This window comes from Novosphingobium sp. BL-S-19, from assembly GCF_055521675.1.
In genome coordinates, this window is record NZ_CM145498.1 from 3117288 (window position 1) to 3132956 (window position 15669).

Annotated in this window: 16 protein-coding genes; 3 read left to right on the forward strand and 13 right to left on the reverse strand. The window is 65.3% G+C overall.

The window, feature by feature from the left end; translation table 11 throughout:
- Positions 1-67 precede the first annotated feature (67 nt).
- The 10 genes from pcaF to ACZ1JV_RS23035 form a co-directional block, all read right to left on the reverse strand.
- A complete protein-coding gene (pcaF, locus tag ACZ1JV_RS22990) occupies positions 68-1273 on the reverse strand; it encodes a 3-oxoadipyl-CoA thiolase (RefSeq protein WP_465150662.1) in 1206 nt (401 codons plus the stop codon).
- Positions 1274-1279: 6 nt separating this feature from the next.
- Positions 1280-2056 carry a 3-oxoadipate enol-lactonase gene (gene pcaD, locus ACZ1JV_RS22995; RefSeq protein ID WP_465150663.1) on the reverse strand — a complete coding sequence of 259 codons (777 nt, stop codon included), beginning with the start codon at positions 2054-2056 and terminating at the stop codon, positions 1280-1282.
- Entirely contained in the window at positions 2056-2709 is a 654-nt protein-coding gene (locus ACZ1JV_RS23000) for a 3-oxoacid CoA-transferase subunit B (RefSeq protein WP_465150664.1), read from the reverse strand. Before ACZ1JV_RS23000 ends, pcaD begins: the two co-directional genes overlap by 1 nt.
- The gene (locus ACZ1JV_RS23005; protein ID WP_465150665.1) at positions 2709-3416 is read right to left on the reverse strand and encodes a CoA transferase subunit A; all 708 of its coding nucleotides are present in this window, start codon (positions 3414-3416) and stop codon (positions 2709-2711) included. The genes ACZ1JV_RS23000 and ACZ1JV_RS23005 overlap by 1 nt, the downstream gene beginning before the upstream one ends.
- Positions 3417-3429: 13 nt before the next feature.
- Positions 3430-4215, reverse strand: a complete 786-nt coding sequence (gene benD, locus ACZ1JV_RS23010) for a benzoate diol dehydrogenase BenD (protein ID WP_465150666.1) — start codon at positions 4213-4215, stop codon at positions 3430-3432.
- A 163-nt stretch (positions 4216-4378) separates the two neighbouring features.
- Complete coding sequence (gene benB, locus ACZ1JV_RS23015; RefSeq protein ID WP_465150667.1) at positions 4379-4903, reverse strand: benzoate 1,2-dioxygenase small subunit; 525 nt, start codon at positions 4901-4903, stop codon at positions 4379-4381.
- The gene (locus tag ACZ1JV_RS23020) at positions 4900-6258 is read right to left on the reverse strand and encodes an SRPBCC family protein (protein WP_465150668.1); all 1359 of its coding nucleotides are present in this window, start codon (positions 6256-6258) and stop codon (positions 4900-4902) included. Before ACZ1JV_RS23020 ends, benB begins: the two co-directional genes overlap by 4 nt.
- Before the next feature lie 27 nt (positions 6259-6285).
- Positions 6286-7206: a dioxygenase family protein gene (locus tag ACZ1JV_RS23025; protein ID WP_465150669.1), complete on the reverse strand. Its 921-nt coding sequence runs from the start codon at positions 7204-7206 to the stop codon at positions 6286-6288.
- A gap of 40 nt (positions 7207-7246) precedes the next feature.
- On the reverse strand, positions 7247-7537 hold the full coding sequence (catC, locus tag ACZ1JV_RS23030) for a muconolactone Delta-isomerase (RefSeq protein WP_313442975.1): 291 nt from the start codon (positions 7535-7537) through the stop codon (positions 7247-7249).
- Between the two features lie 3 nt (positions 7538-7540).
- On the reverse strand, positions 7541-8698 hold the full coding sequence (locus tag ACZ1JV_RS23035) for a muconate/chloromuconate family cycloisomerase (RefSeq protein WP_465150670.1): 1158 nt from the start codon (positions 8696-8698) through the stop codon (positions 7541-7543).
- Positions 8699-8808: 110 nt separating this feature from the next.
- Here ACZ1JV_RS23035 and ACZ1JV_RS23040 point away from each other — a divergent pair, with 110 nt between their 5' ends.
- The 3 genes from ACZ1JV_RS23040 (at position 8809) to ACZ1JV_RS23050 (ending at position 12028) form a co-directional block, all read left to right on the forward strand.
- Positions 8809-9732, forward strand: coding sequence for a LysR family transcriptional regulator (locus ACZ1JV_RS23040; RefSeq protein ID WP_465150671.1), 924 nt, complete (start codon positions 8809-8811; stop codon positions 9730-9732).
- Between the two features lie 70 nt (positions 9733-9802).
- Complete coding sequence (locus ACZ1JV_RS23045; protein WP_465150672.1) at positions 9803-11029, forward strand: NAD(P)/FAD-dependent oxidoreductase; 1227 nt, start codon at positions 9803-9805, stop codon at positions 11027-11029.
- Between the two features lie 345 nt (positions 11030-11374).
- Entirely contained in the window at positions 11375-12028 is a 654-nt protein-coding gene (locus ACZ1JV_RS23050) for a Crp/Fnr family transcriptional regulator (RefSeq protein WP_465135985.1), read from the forward strand.
- Positions 12029-12041: 13 nt separating this feature from the next.
- On the opposite strand, the gene ACZ1JV_RS23055 is transcribed toward ACZ1JV_RS23050, so the two are convergent.
- Genes ACZ1JV_RS23055 through ACZ1JV_RS23065 form a run of 3 tightly spaced genes read right to left on the reverse strand, consistent with a single transcriptional unit; the run spans position 12042 to position 15624 of the window.
- A complete protein-coding gene (locus tag ACZ1JV_RS23055) occupies positions 12042-13517 on the reverse strand; it encodes a TRAFs-binding domain-containing protein (protein WP_465150673.1) in 1476 nt (491 codons plus the stop codon).
- A gap of 31 nt (positions 13518-13548) precedes the next feature.
- The gene (locus ACZ1JV_RS23060) at positions 13549-14025 is read right to left on the reverse strand and encodes a nucleotide synthetase (protein ID WP_465150674.1); all 477 of its coding nucleotides are present in this window, start codon (positions 14023-14025) and stop codon (positions 13549-13551) included.
- A gap of 18 nt (positions 14026-14043) precedes the next feature.
- Complete coding sequence (locus ACZ1JV_RS23065; protein WP_465150675.1) at positions 14044-15624, reverse strand: toll/interleukin-1 receptor domain-containing protein; 1581 nt, start codon at positions 15622-15624, stop codon at positions 14044-14046.
- Positions 15625-15669: the final 45 nt, after the last annotated feature.

Consider the following 15669-nt stretch of genomic DNA (forward strand, 5'->3'; position numbering starts at 1 on the left):
ATGACTGGCGCGTCACAAACTGTGGCTGGGAGCCGTTTGTGACGGAAAATCCGCAGTATACTGCGGATCACACGCGTTCGAGCAGGACCGCCAAGCCTTGTCCCACGCCGATGCACATGAAGGCAAGGGCGTAGAGGCCATCCGTTCGGCTGAGCTGTTCGACCGCACTCATCGCGATTCTGGCGCCCGACATGCCCAAAGGATGGCCCAGAGCGATGGCGCCGCCATTGGGATTGACGCGCGAGTCGGTGAAGGGGTCGACGCCCAGATCGCGCAAGGTGGCGACGGCCTGACTGGCGAAAGCTTCGTTCAGCTCGATCACGTCGATCCGGTCCATCGAAAGCCCGGATTTCCGCAGAACCTTGCGGGCGGCCTCGATCGGCCCTGCCCCCATCACGCGCGGCGCGATACCCGATGCGGCCATGCCGATCACCCGGGCGCGCGGGGTCAGCCCGTGGCGCTTCGCCGCCTCCTCGCTGGCGACCAGCATTGCCGCTGCACCGTCGTTGAGGCCTGAGGCATTGCCCGCCGTCACCGTGCCGTCGGCCGCGACCACCGGCTTCAGTTTGGAGAGCGCTTCAAGGCTGGTGGCACGGGGGTGTTCGTCGCGATCGAAGACCAGCGCATCACCCTTTCTTTGCGGAATGGTGACGGGCACGATCTCCGCCGCGAGACGGCCGTTCCCTTGCGCGATCGCGGCCTTCTCCTGGCTGGCGAGAGCGAAGCGATCCTGATCCTCACGGCTGACCTGCCATTGCCGTGCCACATTCTCGCCCGTCTGGGGCATCGTATCGACGCCGTACGCAACCTTCATCGCCGGATTTACGAACCGCCAGCCGAGTGTCGTGTCCTCGATCTTCTGATCGCGGCCGAAGGCGCTGCCCGCCTTGCCCATGACATAGGGCGCGCGGGTCATCGATTCGACGCCGCCGGCGATCATCAGGTCGGCATCGCCGCTGCGGATCGCCTGCGCCGCCATGCCCAGCGCATTGAGGCCGGAGGAGCACAGGCGGTTGACCGTCACGCCCGGCACCGTTTCCGGCAGGCCCGCCAGCAGCACGGCCATGCGCGCGACGTTGCGGTTGTCCTCCCCCGCCTGATTGGCGCAGCCGAGGATCACATCGTCCACGGCATTCCAGTCCACGCCCGGATTGCGCTCCACCAGCGCGCGCAGCGGGATGGCGGCAAGGTCATCGGCGCGGACGCCGGAGAGCGAGCCGTTCAGCTTGCCGATGGGGGTGCGGATGGCGTCGCAGATGTAGGCTTCGGACATGAGGGATCAGCCTTCGAGAAACGGAATGAGCGCGGCGGCCAGCGCCTCGGGCGCTTCCAGCGGGGCAAGGTGCGCGGCGGTCAGTTCGGCATGGCTGGCGCCGGGAATGCGCGCCAGCAAATGCTCGCCGTGGCCTTCGAGCGGGGTGGAAGTGTCGCGCGTGCCGGTGACGACCAAGGTGCGTGCGGCAATCCCGCCGATCCGTTCGCCAAGATCCATGTCGCGGATCGCGGCCCCGCAGCCGGCATAGCCTTGCGGGCCCATGGTCACGAGTTGGCGGCGCACCGTCTCGTAGAGCGCGGGGTTCTCCTCGCGCAGCTCGTCGGAGAGGAAGCGGCCCATCGCCAGATCGGCGATGGCGGCCATGCCGGAACCCCGGACTTTGGCAATGCGGTCGTTCCACGCGGCCGCGTCCATCGTCGCCGAGGTACAGACCAGCACCAGCTTTTCCACCTGCTGCGGACGGGCCAGCACCAGTTCCATGCCGATCATCCCGCCCAGCGACACGCCCGCGAGCGCGAACCGATCGATCCCGGCATCGTGCGCCACCGCCAGAACATCGCGCGCCAGCAGTTGCATCGAGAAGTCGCCGGGCTCGGCGGTCGAGGCCCCATGGCCGCGCGTGTCGATGCGCAGCAGCCGAAAGCGCGCGCGCAGCAGCGGCAGCACCGGGTCCCACAAGTCCATGTCGGTGCCGATGGAATTGAGCAGCACCAGCGGACGGGCGCCCTCCCGCCCCTCCAGCTTCCAGTAGAGCCGCGCACCGGGAACACTGGTGAACATCAGAGGGCCTCTTCCAGCACGGAAACGAACGGGGCGCCGGTCTTGGCGGTGACTTCCTCAAGGCTCGCGCCGGGGGCGAGTTCCACCAGCGTGAGCCCGCCCGCCTTGCGATCAATCGCGAAGACGGCCAGATCGCTGACGATCATGTCCACCACCCGCTTGCCGGTCAGCGGCAGGGTGCAGGCGGGCAGGATCTTGAGATCGCCGTGCTTGGAGACGTGATCCATCACCACGATCACCTTCTTCACCCCGGCGACAAGGTCCATCGCCCCGCCCATACCCTTCACCATCTTGCCCGGGATCGTCCAGTTGGCGAGGTCGCCATCGGCCGAAACTTCCATCGCGCCCAGCACGGCCATGTCGATATGGCCGCCGCGGATCATCGCGAAGCTGTCCGCACTGGAGAAGAAGCTGCTGGTGGGCAGCGCGGTGATCGTCTGCTTGCCGGCGTTAATCAGGTCAGGATCGACATCTTCGTCATACGGGAACGGGCCGATGCCGAGCATGCCGTTCTCGCTCTGCAGCGTGACCTTGATGCCGGCCGGCACATGGTTCGCGACCAGCGTGGGGATGCCGATGCCCAGGTTCACATAGTACCCGTCGCGCAGTTCCTTTGCGGCGCGGGCGGCCATTTCATCGCGGGTCCAGCTCATCAGACGGCCTCCCTTTCGCGCACAGTGCGCTTTTCGATGCGCTTCTCGTTGATGGTGGAGAGCACCACGCGGTCGACATAGATGCCGGGGGTGTGGATGCAGTCGGGATCGAACGTACCGGCGGGCACGATCTCTTCCACTTCGGCAACGGTGACCTTACCGGCGGTGGCCATGTTCGGGTTGAAGTTGCGCGCGGTCTTGCGGAACATCAGGTTGCCCTCCTCGTCCGCGCGCCAGGCCTTGATGATCGACAGGTCCGCGCGCAGCCAGGTTTCGCGCACGTATTCCTCGCCCTCGAACACGTCCACCGGCTTGCCTTCGGCAACCACGGTGCCCACGCCCGTCTTGGTGTAGAACGCCGGAATGCCCGCCCCGCCCGCGCGAATGCGTTCGGCCAGCGTGCCCTGCGGGTTCAGTTCCAGTTCCAGTTCGCCCGAGAGGTACTGGCTTTCGAACAGCTTGTTCTCCCCCACGTAGGACGAGATCATCTTGCGCACCTGCCGGCTTTCCAGCAGCATCCACAGCCCGAACCCATCCGCGCCGGCGTTGTTGGAAATGACCGTCAGGTCCTTCACACCCGCCGCGCGGATCTCCGGGATCAGGCTCTCGGGATTGCCCGAGAGGCCGAAACCGCCCGACATGATCGTCATGCCGTCGAACAGCAGTCCTTCAAGGGCGGCGGCGGGGCTATCGTAGATTTTCGACATCGAGTGTCTCCGTTTAGCCGAGGTCGCCACCGGCAACCGGAAGTACCGTGCCGGTCACGTAGCTGGCCTCGTCCGAGGCGAGGAACAGGATCGGGGCGATCTGCTCCTCAAGGGTTCCGTAGCGCTTCAGGAAGGCGGAGGAGGTCACCTGCTCCACCGCTTCCGCCATCCACGCCTGCTCCTGCGCGTTGTCGCCTTCGGCGTTGCGGGCGACACGGCGGGGGGGAGCGCTCGTGCCGCCCGGTGCCGTCGCGACGACACGAATGCCGCTTTCCGCATATTCCATGGCGAGGCTCTGGGTCAGGCCGTTGATCCCGCCCTTGGCCGCCGAATAGGGCACCCGGCGAATGCCGCGCGTGGCGTTGGACGAGAGGTTGACGATGGTGCCCGCCCCCTGCCCCAGCATGGTCGGCAGCACCGCGTGGCAGCAGTAAAGCGTGGGCATCAGCGAGCGGCGGATTTCCGCATCGATCTGCGCGGGCTCGAATTCGGCATAGGGCCGCATCCGGATCGCGCCGCCGACATTGTTGATCAGGATGTCGATCCGCCCGAATGCCTCTACCGCCTTGGCCATCGCCATGGCCGCACCTTCGTAAGTCTCAAGGTCGCAGCAGACGGAGACTGCTTTGCCGCCCGCCGTCACGATGGCCTGTTCCACCTCGGTCACGAATTCGGCGCGGTCCACCAGCACCACGCTGGCTCCCTCGGCGGCAGCGCGACTGGCGACACCGGCGCCGATGCCCTGCGCCGCGCCGGTCACGACCATGACCTTGCCTGCGAAACGTCCTGCGAAGATCATGGCCGGGCCTCCGCGTCCTTCGTCATTGCGAGCGTAGCGAAGCAATCCAGGGGCGGCTCTGCGCGGCTCTGGCCCACGCCGCTCTGGATTGCCGCGTCGGCTTCGCCTCCTCGCAATGACGAGGGTTGGGGGTCGCCTGCGTCAACGGACATGCCCGCCCCCATCACACGTGGTAGATGTCGATGACCTGATGAATGTAGTCGTCCTTCAGGACGATCTTCTTCTTCAGGATCAAGGGCGCATCGCCAGAGGTATCCAGCGTCAGGAACGTGGTTCCGAAGAACTGCTGCGTCTGCTGGTAGCGGTGGCTCATCGTGTGCCAGTTGTAGCGCAAGTCCACCTGCCCCTCGCGGCTGTCCAGCACTTCCACATTGGCGATGAAGTGTGCCGAGCGCGGCTCCGGGGTCGAGGCGGAGGAGCGTTCCGTGTTCAGGCGGTAGACGCGGTCTTCCAGCCCCTTCCGGTTGGCGTAGTAGATCAGCGAGATTTCGGTCTGCGGGTCGGTGCAGAGTTCATCGTCGTCGGTCCACGCGGGCATCCAGTATTCGGCGCTTTCTGAATAGCATTCCAGCCATTCGTCGAACCGGCGATCGTCCAGCAGCCGCGCCTCGCGGTAGAGGAAGGCGCAGATCTCGCGGTAGGACAGCGCCCCAGATTCGGTAGCGCGAGTCATGTCGAGCGTGCTCATTCTGCCGCCTCCATCATCGGCGGCTGATTGGCCGCGTCCTTCGCCAGACCGTCCAGCATGATCTGCGCCCAGAACTCATGCTGGCGCACGAACAGGCCCTCGTCCTCGCTGCGCTCGCTGGAGAGCAACGGGTTCATGCCCATGGCAGCGGCATTGGCGTCCGGCCCGTGGATCCAGCGCTTGGCCCCACGGCTGAGGTCGTTCCACAGCTCGCCCGCACCTTCGTAAGCCTTCTGGCAGCTGCGGAATTCCTCCAGATCGTCGGGCGTGCCCATGCCGGTGACGTTGAAGAAATCCTCGTACTGGCGGATGCGGTGGGCGCGGTCCTCGGCGCTCTCGCCCTTGGGGGCGTAGCAGTAGATCGTCACTTCGGTGGTGTGCACGTCGATCGGGCGGACGACGCGGATCTGCGTCGAGAACTGGTCCATCAGGAACACGTTCGGATAGAGCGCCAGATTGCGAGTCTGTTCGATGATGAACTTTGCCCGTTCCTCGCCCAGCCGGGCATCGAGTTCCGGCTTGTGGTTCCAGATCGGCCGCACTTCGGGATTGATGACCTGCGTCCAGAGCAGGATGTGGCCATGCTCGAAGCCGTAGACGCCGCTGGCGGGCGCCTTCGACCAGCCGTTGGCGTCCACCGCCTTGGTGCCGCCCTCGGCCCGGCGGCCCATGGTGGACTGGTAATTTTCATGAACGGAGCTGACGTGATAGCCGTCGCAGCCGTTCTCCATCTGCATCTTCCAGTTGCCGTCGAAAGTGTAGGTGGAATTGCCGGTCAGCACTTCCAGCCCTTCGGGCGCCTGATCGACCATCTGGTCGATGATGACTTTCGCTTCGCCAAGATGATCTTCGAGCGGCAGCACATCGTGGTTCAGCGAACCGAACACGAAGCCGCGATAGCTCTCGACGCGCAGGCGCGTCAGATCGTGCGAGCCTTCGTGGTCGAAGCTTTCCGGATAGGCGCCGGTGCTGGCATCCTTGGCGCGCAGCAGCTTGCCGTCGGGCTTGAAGCTCCAGCCGTGGAACGGGCAGACGAACAGCGGCTGGTTGCCCCGCTTGCGGCGGCACAGCTTGGCGCCGCGATGCGCGCAGGCATTGACCACGCCGTTGATCGCGCCGTCCTTGGCACGGGTCAGGATCACGGGCGTGCGCCCGATGAACGTCGTGAAGTAATCGTTCTTGCTGGGAAGCTGGCTTTCGTGGGCCAGATAGACCCAGTTGCTTTCGAAGATGTACTTCATTTCCAGTTCGAACAGCGCCGGATCGGTGAAGACGTCCCGGCGGCAGCGGAACTCTCCGGTTTCGACGTCATCGACCACGGCGGTCGAGACCCGGTGCATGAGGCGTTCGTACATGATCCTGTCTCCCGTATTCTTGTGTGGTCAGGCCGTTTCGGTCTGCTTCTGCGGTTCGGCCTCGGCGCGCGTGCGGCTCGAAAAGTGCTCGTCATCCGCATCGGCGGCGCGCTGCATCTGGAAGTCGAACTGGATGTAGGCGCTGTCGCCCTGGCGGCTGGGCACCGGCAGCAGACCCTCGCGGGTGCCGAAGGCGAAATCGTCGGCCGCGAAGGGATCGTCGCCGAAGTTGATCTGCGTCGTCAGCGTGCGATAGCCCGGCGCCTCGATGAAGAAGTGGACGTGGGCGGGGCGATTGCCGTGGCGGCCCAGCGCCTGCATCAGCTGGTCGGTCGATCCGCCCGGCGGCACCGAATAGCCGCTCGGCTGCTTGGAATGGAACGCATAGCGCCCGTCCTTGCCCAGCTTGATGCGGCGGCGGTTGTTGAACGGGGTCTGTTCGCCGGTCGGGTCGAAGTGCGAATACCAACCCTTCGAATTGGCGTGCCAGACGTGGACGATCGCGTTCTCCACCGCCTCGCCATCCGGGCCGGTGACGCTGCCGGTCATGTGCAGGACCGTGGTGCCCTCGTCCTCGTCGACGGAAAGGTTCGCATTGCCTTCCACCAGCGGCGCGCCGGCAACGTAGAGCGGCCCTTCGATGGTGCGCGGGGTGCCGCCGGTCAGGCCGGCCTCGGCATCCTTGGCATCCATGTAGAGGTCCAGGAAGTGTTCAAGGCCGGTGCCCGGCACGATCAGGCCGATCTCGCCCGCGCTGTCCGAAAGGTACTTCATGGCGAGCCAGAACTCGCTTTCGGAAATGTCGTGGCGGACGATCAGCTCCATCACCGATTCAGTGAGGTCACGCATGATCGCCTTCAGGCGCAGGCTACCGCCGCTCTCGTTCACGCCGGCGGCGCGGTCGAGCAGCTGCTGGATTTCCGGGGTCTTTACGAAGCTGACGTCCATTTTATTCTCTCCCAAGGACTGTATTCAGTGGCTCCGGCGATCAGCGATCGTCGTCATGGATGGAGGATGGGTGCCGGGCGAGCGGCGTGACCTTCATGGTCATGAAGGGGTAGAGCGGCAGGGCCATCAGCGTGTCATGCAGCGCCGCATTGCTCTCGACATCGAAGATCGAGACGTTGGAATAGAGCCCGACTTTGCGCCAGATATGGCGCCAGGTGCCCGCCTGCTGGAGCTTCTGGAAGTACGCCTTTTCGGCGGCCTTGATCTTCGCGGCTTCTTCCGCGTCGAAATCCAGCGGGATGTTTACGTCCATTTCGACCATGAACAGCATGGCTCAGGCTCCTGCGTTTACGGCGTGAAGGCGGGGACCTGAACGGTCGCGCCGGAAGAAGGCGATCTTGTCGGGATCGAGCGCGATGCCGAGACCGGGGCCGGTCGGCACTTTCAGAGAAAAATCGCCGTAGCCGAGCGGCTGCGTGAGGATTTCCTCGGTCTGCAGCAGCGGGCCGAACAGTTCGGTGCCCCAGGCCAGCTCGGGAACGGTGGCGAAGACATGGGCCGAAGCCGCCGTGCCCACGCCGCCTTCCAGCATCGTGCCACCATAGAGGCCGATACCCGCCGCGGTGCCGATGGCGGCCACTTCGGCAGTGGCGAAAAGGCCGCCCGACTGCGCGATCTTCAGCGCGAAGACGCCCGCCGCCCCGGCAGAGGCAATCCGCAGCGCGGTGCGCGGGCCGTGCAGCGCCTCGTCCGCCATCAGCGGCACCGCCTGCGTGGTGGCAAGGCGGGTCATCGCCGCAATATCGTCCCCGGCGATGGGCTGTTCCACCAGATCGCAGCCGACATCCTGCAGCATCGCCATGCCCAGCTTGGCCTGCGCCTCGCTCCAGTTCTGGTTCACGTCCACGCGCACGCTGGCGCGGTCCCCCAGTGCCTTGCAGATCGCGCCCACGTGGGCGACGTCCGCCCGCACATCGCGCTTGCCGATCTTCAGCTTGAAGATGCGGTGGCGGCGCAGGGACAGCATTTCCTCGCCCTCGGCAATGTCGCGCGCGGTGTCGCCGCTGGCCAGGGTCCAGGCCACCGGCATGTCATCCCGCACGCGGCCGCCGCCGATCAGTTCGGAAACCGGCACGCCCAGCCGCTTGCCCGCCATGTCCAGCAGCGCCGTTTCCACCGCGCACTTGGCGAAGTGGTTGCCGCGCACGCACTTGGCCACCTTCGCCATCGTCGCGCCGACATGGGCGATGTCGCAGGTCTTCAGGACCGGGACGATATAAGTGTCGATGGCGGATTTGATGCTTTCCGGGCTTTCCTCGCCATAGCTGAGGCCGCCGATCGTGGTGCCCTCGCCAATGCCTTCGACGCCGTCGCTGTCCGTCAGGCGGACGATCACCATCGCCTGCGAATGCATCGTGGCCATGGCCAGCACATGCGGGCGGATCGTCGGTACATCGACGATTAAGGTATCAGCGCGATCGAGCGCAGCCATTGCAGAACCTCTCCGGTATGCTTAGGGTTTCGGCAACAAATTAGGGATGAGGCCGAGTCGCATCAAAGACCGATGTGGTTGCGCTTCGATACCTGACAGGTATTTCGATCATGGACCTTCGCCTGCTGAGGTACTTCGTCGCGGTTGCCGACGAAGGCAATTTCAACCGGGCCGCAGAGCGGCTCCACATCGCCCAGCCGCCCCTCAGCCGCGCCATCCAGCAGCTTGAGGCGCAAGTGGGCGCGCCGCTGCTCGACCGGGCGCAGCGCCCGCTGAAGCTGACGCCGGTGGGCCAGCTGGTCCACGATCAGGCGCTGCAGATGCTGGCGCGGATGGAGGACATGGAATCGATGGTGAAGGCCGCCGTCGGCAGCGAGCGGCGGCGCTTCGTGGTCGGCTTCGTCTCCTCCACGATCTATGCCCGCCTGCCCGAACTGATCCGCGAATTCCGCAAGGAGGCGCAGGACGTGGAACTGGTGCTGGTGGAAAGCACCACGCTGGACCAGATCGCCGCGCTGAAGGAAGGCCGCATCGATGTCGGCTTCGGCCGCATCCGCTTCGACGATCCCTCGGTCCGCCGCACAGTGCTGCGGCATGAGAAGCTGGTCGCCGCCTTCCCCTTCACCCACCGGCTGGCGCAGGGCGACGGGCCGGTCTCGCTGCACGACATCGCCGATGAGCCGCTGATCATCTATCCCCGCTCCCCCCGGCCCAGCTATGCCGATCAGGTGCTCTCGCTGCTGCGCGACCATTCGATCGAGCCGCGCGTGATCCATGAGGCGCGCGAATTGCAGATCGCCATCGGCCTGGTCGCGGCCGAGGAAGGCGTGGCCATCGTACCCGAATCGGTCCACCGCGCGCGCAGCCACGATGTCGCCTATCGCGAACTGGCGGAGCCGGTGACGTCCCCCATCATCATGAGCCACCGTGCCGGCGATCACTCGGCCGAATTGCAGCAGATGATCGCGGTGATCGCCCGCAAGTACCGCGAATGGGGATACGATGTGTCCCCGGCGCTGGAGGCGGCTCTTTGATCACCTGCAAGCAAGATTCTTCCACACCAGACATTGACGGAGAGATGAAATTGCCCGAACGGATCGGCTCATGAGCAAGGCAGACGTCGTTATCGTAGGAGCCGGCCACGGCGGTGCGCAGTGCGCCATCGCCCTGCGCCAGAACGGTTTCACCGGAACCATCACCGTGATCGGCCGCGAGCCGGAATATCCTTACGAGCGCCCGCCGCTCTCCAAGGAATATTTCGCGCGCGAAAAGACCTTCGATCGCCTCTACATCCGCCCTCCCACGTTCTGGGCCGAGAAGGACGTGACCTTCAAGCTGGGCACCGAAGTCACGGCGGTCGATCCCTCCACCCATGAACTGACGCTCTCGAACGGAGAGACTTACGGCTACGGCAAGCTGGTCTGGGCGACCGGCGGCGATCCCCGCCGCCTCTCCTGCACCGGGGCCGAACTCGCCGGCGTCCACGCCGTGCGCACCCGTGAGGATTGCGACACGCTGATGGCCGAAGTCGATGCCGGCACGAAGAACATCGTCGTGATCGGCGGCGGCTACATCGGGCTGGAAGCGGCGGCGGTGCTGTCGAAGATGAAGCTCAACGTCACCCTGCTGGAAGCGCTGCCGCGCGTGCTGGCCCGCGTGGCGGGTGAGGAACTGTCCGAATTCTACCAGAACGAACACCGCGACCACGGCGTCGATCTGCGAACCGGCGTTGCCGTCGAATGTCTTGAGGGCGACGGCCACCGCGTGACGGGCGTGAAGCTGGCGGATGGCGAAGTGGTTCCGGCCGAAGCCGTGATCGTCGGCATCGGCATCGTGCCGGCCGTGGGCCCGCTGATCCTGGCGGGCGCGGCGGGTGCCAACGGCGTGGACGTGGACGAATATTGCCGCACCTCGCTGCCCGACGTCTACGCCATTGGCGACTGCGCCTCCTTCGCCTGCGACTTCGCCGGCGGCAACGTGATGCGCGTGGAATCGGTGCAGAACGCCAACGACATGGCGACTTGCGTGGCCAAGGCGATCTGCGGTGACGAGAAGCCCTACAAGGCGTTCCCGTGGTTCTGGTCCAACCAGTATGACCTGCGACTGCAGACCGCCGGCATCAACGTGGGCTTCGACCAGACGGTGATCCGTGGCGACACCGCCGCGCGGTCGTTCTCGGTAGTCTACCTGAAGCAGGGCAAAGTGGTCGCGCTGGACTGCGTGAACATGGTCAAGGACTATGTGCAGGGCCGCAAGCTGGTGGAAGCCGGCGCTTCGCCGGATGTCGCGGCATTGGCCGATGCCGGCACGCCGCTGAAGGAACTGATCTGATCGAGAGGGAAAACGGCGGGGCTGCGATGCATCCGCCGTTTTCGCCTTTCCGCGCGCCACTGCCGATTCGCGGCGGATATGGCCCGCGCCCTTGCCCGGCACCGGGCAACATCCCGAAATTCCAGAAAAAAGGCCCGGAAGAGCTGGTCTTCCGGGCCAAGTAATGTGGCTGCTCCTTTCAGAGCCGCCTTCGGGTCGCGCACTCTTACTAGCGGAGGCAAAATCCAAACCGCGTGACCGAAATCACGCCGCGAAGGGAATCACAGGCTTCCGCCTTCCGGGCAAAATCGGTTAAGCGCGATGGAATGGGTTCGGCCGCAAGGCCGCACGACAGGGGCAGCGTTTTTGGATTCCGACGAGAAAATCGAGATCATCGGCACGATCTTCCGGTGCGACCGCCCCGCGGCCGAGAAGCTCGCGCGTCTGCTTGCCCCCCAGAAAGTCGCCGCCAAGGAGATTCTGGCGCGGCAGGGCGAAGAGTCGCACCACTGCTGGCTGGTGATCGAAGGCGGGATGCGGATAGAGGCTTTCGGGCTGGAGGGTCAGCGCCAGCAACTGGCGCAGTACGGCCCCGGCGAATTTTTCGGCGCCTACCCCTCCCCCACCATCCACCGCGCCGAAATCGCCTGCCTGATGGACACCACCCTGCTGCGCGCCGATGCCGCGCGGGTGGCCGATCTGGTGGCGGAAGACGCGCAAGTCGGCGCCGGCATGGCCCGGCTGCTGGCCCGCCAGCTCGACCGCGCGCTGGACCGGATGATGGCGCGCACTACCTACTCGGCGGCCGGCCGCGTCTATGCCGAACTGCTCTCGCTGGCCGGCAGTGCGGAGCGGATCGCCCCGCCCCCCAAGGTGACGATGCTGGCGCTTTCGGCGAACACCACGCGCGAAACCGCCTCGCGCGCGATCGCGGCGCTGATCCGCCGCGGCATCATCAGCCGCGACGACCGCGAACTGGTGATCCACTCCCCGCGCATGTTGATGGAATTGGTCTGCTGAAAGGGGTGGGCCGTCAGCCCTGCGAATCCTGACAGAACAGCCCGATCGGGAAATCCCCGAGCGGGGTGACGACTTCACCCGCCGTTTCGAACCGATAGCGCGGGGCCAGCAGTTCCAGCACCGCGATCTGCGGCCAATGCGCGCAGACGCTGCCCTCGTTGGCCGAACGGGCCAGCACGATCGCCGGATCGGCAATCTCGACAAGGCCCTTCTCGGGGCAGACCGGGCGGTAATCGAGACCCAGCCGGCTTTCCGGCGCCACCCGCAGGATCGCGGCAGCTTGGTCCATTGCCGCCACCGGATCGTCGAACTGCAGCAGCGAAAAACCCTCGAACGTGGTCTGCCGGGTCACGAACGTCAGATCGCAGACCTTGGGCACCGTGCCGGCAATCGCCAGCACCGCGCGGTTCACCGCCGGATCGAAATCGGCGCCGCGCGCGGGCAGCGATTCGTCCAGCACCAGTTCGTGCAGCATCCGCCCCTGCCGCCGCCATTCGACTTCGGGTGGGGAAAGTTCGTCGAACGCGCGGCCCACGTGGAAGGCCAACGCCTCTGTCGCCAGCACGCGCGCGCGGCGGATCGCCAGGCCCATCGCCACTTGTGCGGCCAGATGCACCGCCGCGCCGGAAAGCCGGCCCGGCCCTTCCAGAATGTCGATCACTTCGGCGGCATCGAGCAGGCGGTCGAAGCGCTCGCCCCAATCCTCGCCGAAATGCGCGACCGAAATCTCGCGGAACGCCTCGACATGGGTGGGCAGCACCACATGGAGCTGCGCGCCTGCGGCAATCGCCATTTCGGCGATGAGAATATCCGATCCCGCCGCCAGCGCGCCGAACACTACGCCCGGCTTCACGCGATCGAGCATGGAGCCGATCTCCTGCCGCACACGATCGGCATCCTCCGGCAAACCGATGATGCCGCTGAAATAGAGGCTGGCCGGCGGGCGCAAGTGATCGAACACGCCGAACGGAGCCCCGGTCCATTCGAGGATCTGCTGGAACTGGCGCAAGGTGGCGGCCTGGTCTTCCCAGGCGTCCGGCGCGGCTTTCACCGCCTCTTCCAAAGCCAATCGCGCAGCGCGGGCATCGCCCAGCAGCAGCTTGGCCTCCGCCGCGGTGGCGCCCAGCCAGTAGCGAGTCTCGGGCTCGTAATCGCCGCTTTCCAGCAGGTCCAGCACCTGCCGGGCTAATGTCTGCGCCTCATCCGGCTTGCCATTGAGCAAGGCGATGGTCGCCGCATTGATCAGCGGATAGGTGGCGCGCCGCCCGCCGGCGGCGCGCATGTAGGCGTCCTGCGCCTGATCGAGCAGTTCGCTGCGATCAGGCCCAAGACTGCGCAAGCCGCGATCCTTCAGCAGCCTTCCCTTGAGGCTCAGCGCCTCGCTATCCCGCGATTCTAGCAGGCCCGCGCCTTCGAACAGGCGCCATGCACGCAGCACGTCGCCCGATCGTGCGATCTGCCGAATACGGACAAGAAGAGGAAGGATCACGGAAGCGCCGCCTTGCAGGAGTTATTCGCGGTCAGGCATGGGGCGGCGGGTTCTTGATATCGGGATCGATGGTCAATCCGATCCACCGATCGGTATGATCCGCCGCCTTCTGGTGCAGGTCAATGTTAATGTTGAAACGATGGCAGGTGTTGTACTTACCGCCCTTGTTGGCACGTGCCTTGAACCGCACCGTCTTGTAGCGTTCGGTCGTGTCGTCGTAGTCGAAATATTCTAGGCTGCCGTAGAATGAGGCGAGCGATTCCTTCATCGTGATCCCCTCGAATTCCTTCGAGAACCAGATCTGATCCCCCTCAAGCTTGATGCAGACGTTCGTGTCGCGCTTGATGGGGATATAATCCTGCGAGTATTCGAGAGATATTTTCCCGCATTCGGTGCCGGTGAACTTGACGACGAAAACCACCTCGTCCTTCGCCGCCCAGGTGCTGTCCACGCCTTCGAAATCGATCCACGGCGCCAGGCCGTATTCGGTATAGTTCACTGTCGACATGATGCTTCCCCTTTGCACTCAGTTGAACGGTTGATCGAACTTACGCCGCCAAATACGCCAATCGTTATTCTCAGGGTCGGATGCGATCAACCGGTCTACATCCGCCCGGGCCTCGTCGCTCATCGCTTCCGCTTCGTGCTGTTCGCCCATCGCGTGCAGCAGCTGCGAGGTGGAATAGCGGACGAGCATCCAGTCCTCCAGGAAACTGGCGTTCTTCGGATCTTCGCGCAGCAGGTTGCGGACGATCTCCGCCTGCTTCTTGCGCTGGTCCAGCGCCTGGCGGTCATGCCCGCCCACGCGCAGCGCGTCCGCCAGCCAGCCGTGGCGATTGGCGATATCCTGCTGCACGCCGGCATCACCGGGCGCCATGCGGCCCACCTGCTCCATCGTCGCCAATGCCTTGCCGCATTCCGAGACGCTGTCCTGCGCGCGTTTGCGCGTCACCGCGACCGAGCAGATGTTACCTTGTGCATAGCCGAGTTCGCGCAAGTAGCTGCGATCCTCGGGCCGCAGTTTCACCAGTCGGCGGGCAAGATCACGATAGGCCGTAAAATGCGCCAGCGCGGCATCGTAGCGATACGCGATGAAGTCCACGTAGCCGAGCCAGTATTCGCTCTGCGCATGGGCATAGACGCGCGAAGGATCGGTAGGTTCGGCGTCCATCAACGCCCCGGTCACACGGTGCGCCTCGCGGAACTTGGCCAGCGCCCCGGCCGCGTCGCCGCGCTTCTGATCGTCCTCGCCCATGGCATGGAGAATGCGGGCGCGCCGGTCGAGCGAATCGGCCGGCAGATCCTTCAGGTTCGGCTGGTCGGCATAATAGGCCAGCGCCCGCTGGTTCACGGTCTGGAGCACATCGAGTCGGCCGACGCCTTCGAGCTTTTGCCGCAGGTCCGTCAGCATGAATTCGATCAGTCCTTCTGCCTGCTGCCTCTGGCGTTGCGCTTCCATCTGCGCGCGCACGGCGAAGATCAGCATCAGCGCCATCGATAGCGTCAGCAGCACGGTCAGGAGCGTGATGGCAATCACGCGGCGCAACTGGCGCTGCGCATCGCGCTGGATGATCTGGTCCAGCGCCACGCCGGTCAGTCCGGCCACGATCTTCAGCCGTGCCAGTTTCGGCCCGTCCGCCATGGCCCGGAAATCGGCGGCGATCGGTTCGTGCACCACGCCGTTCGCATCGGGCTGGAGCAGCGCTTGCGGGAAACTGTCGGCCGGCTCCCCCTCCACCAGCGCGGCGATCACCGGCCGGTCGGGGTAGAGGCTGCGGAACAGCGCGATTTCCGCATCGACCCAGCGCGAAGCGCGCGCCGCCGGGGAGCACAGCACCAGCAAGGCCTCGGATTGCGAAAGCGCGGTGCGCACTTCGTGATCCAGGCTGCTGGCCGCCGCCAGTTCGGCGCGATCGCGGAAGATCGGCGTCAGCCGCTTGGGCACCGTCCCGCGCGACGAGGTCTTGCCGACGAGGCGCGCGGGAATGCGATAGGATTCCAGCCAGCGGTGCAGTTTGCCGGCAAAGCGTTCGTTGGCGTGGCTATAGCTCAGGAAGGCCCGATAACTGCGCGGCTCGGCCGCTGTAACGATGCCCTCGTTAACCATTGCCTTGCGCCTGCGCCCCTGCAGATTGCCCCTCCGGGCCCATCC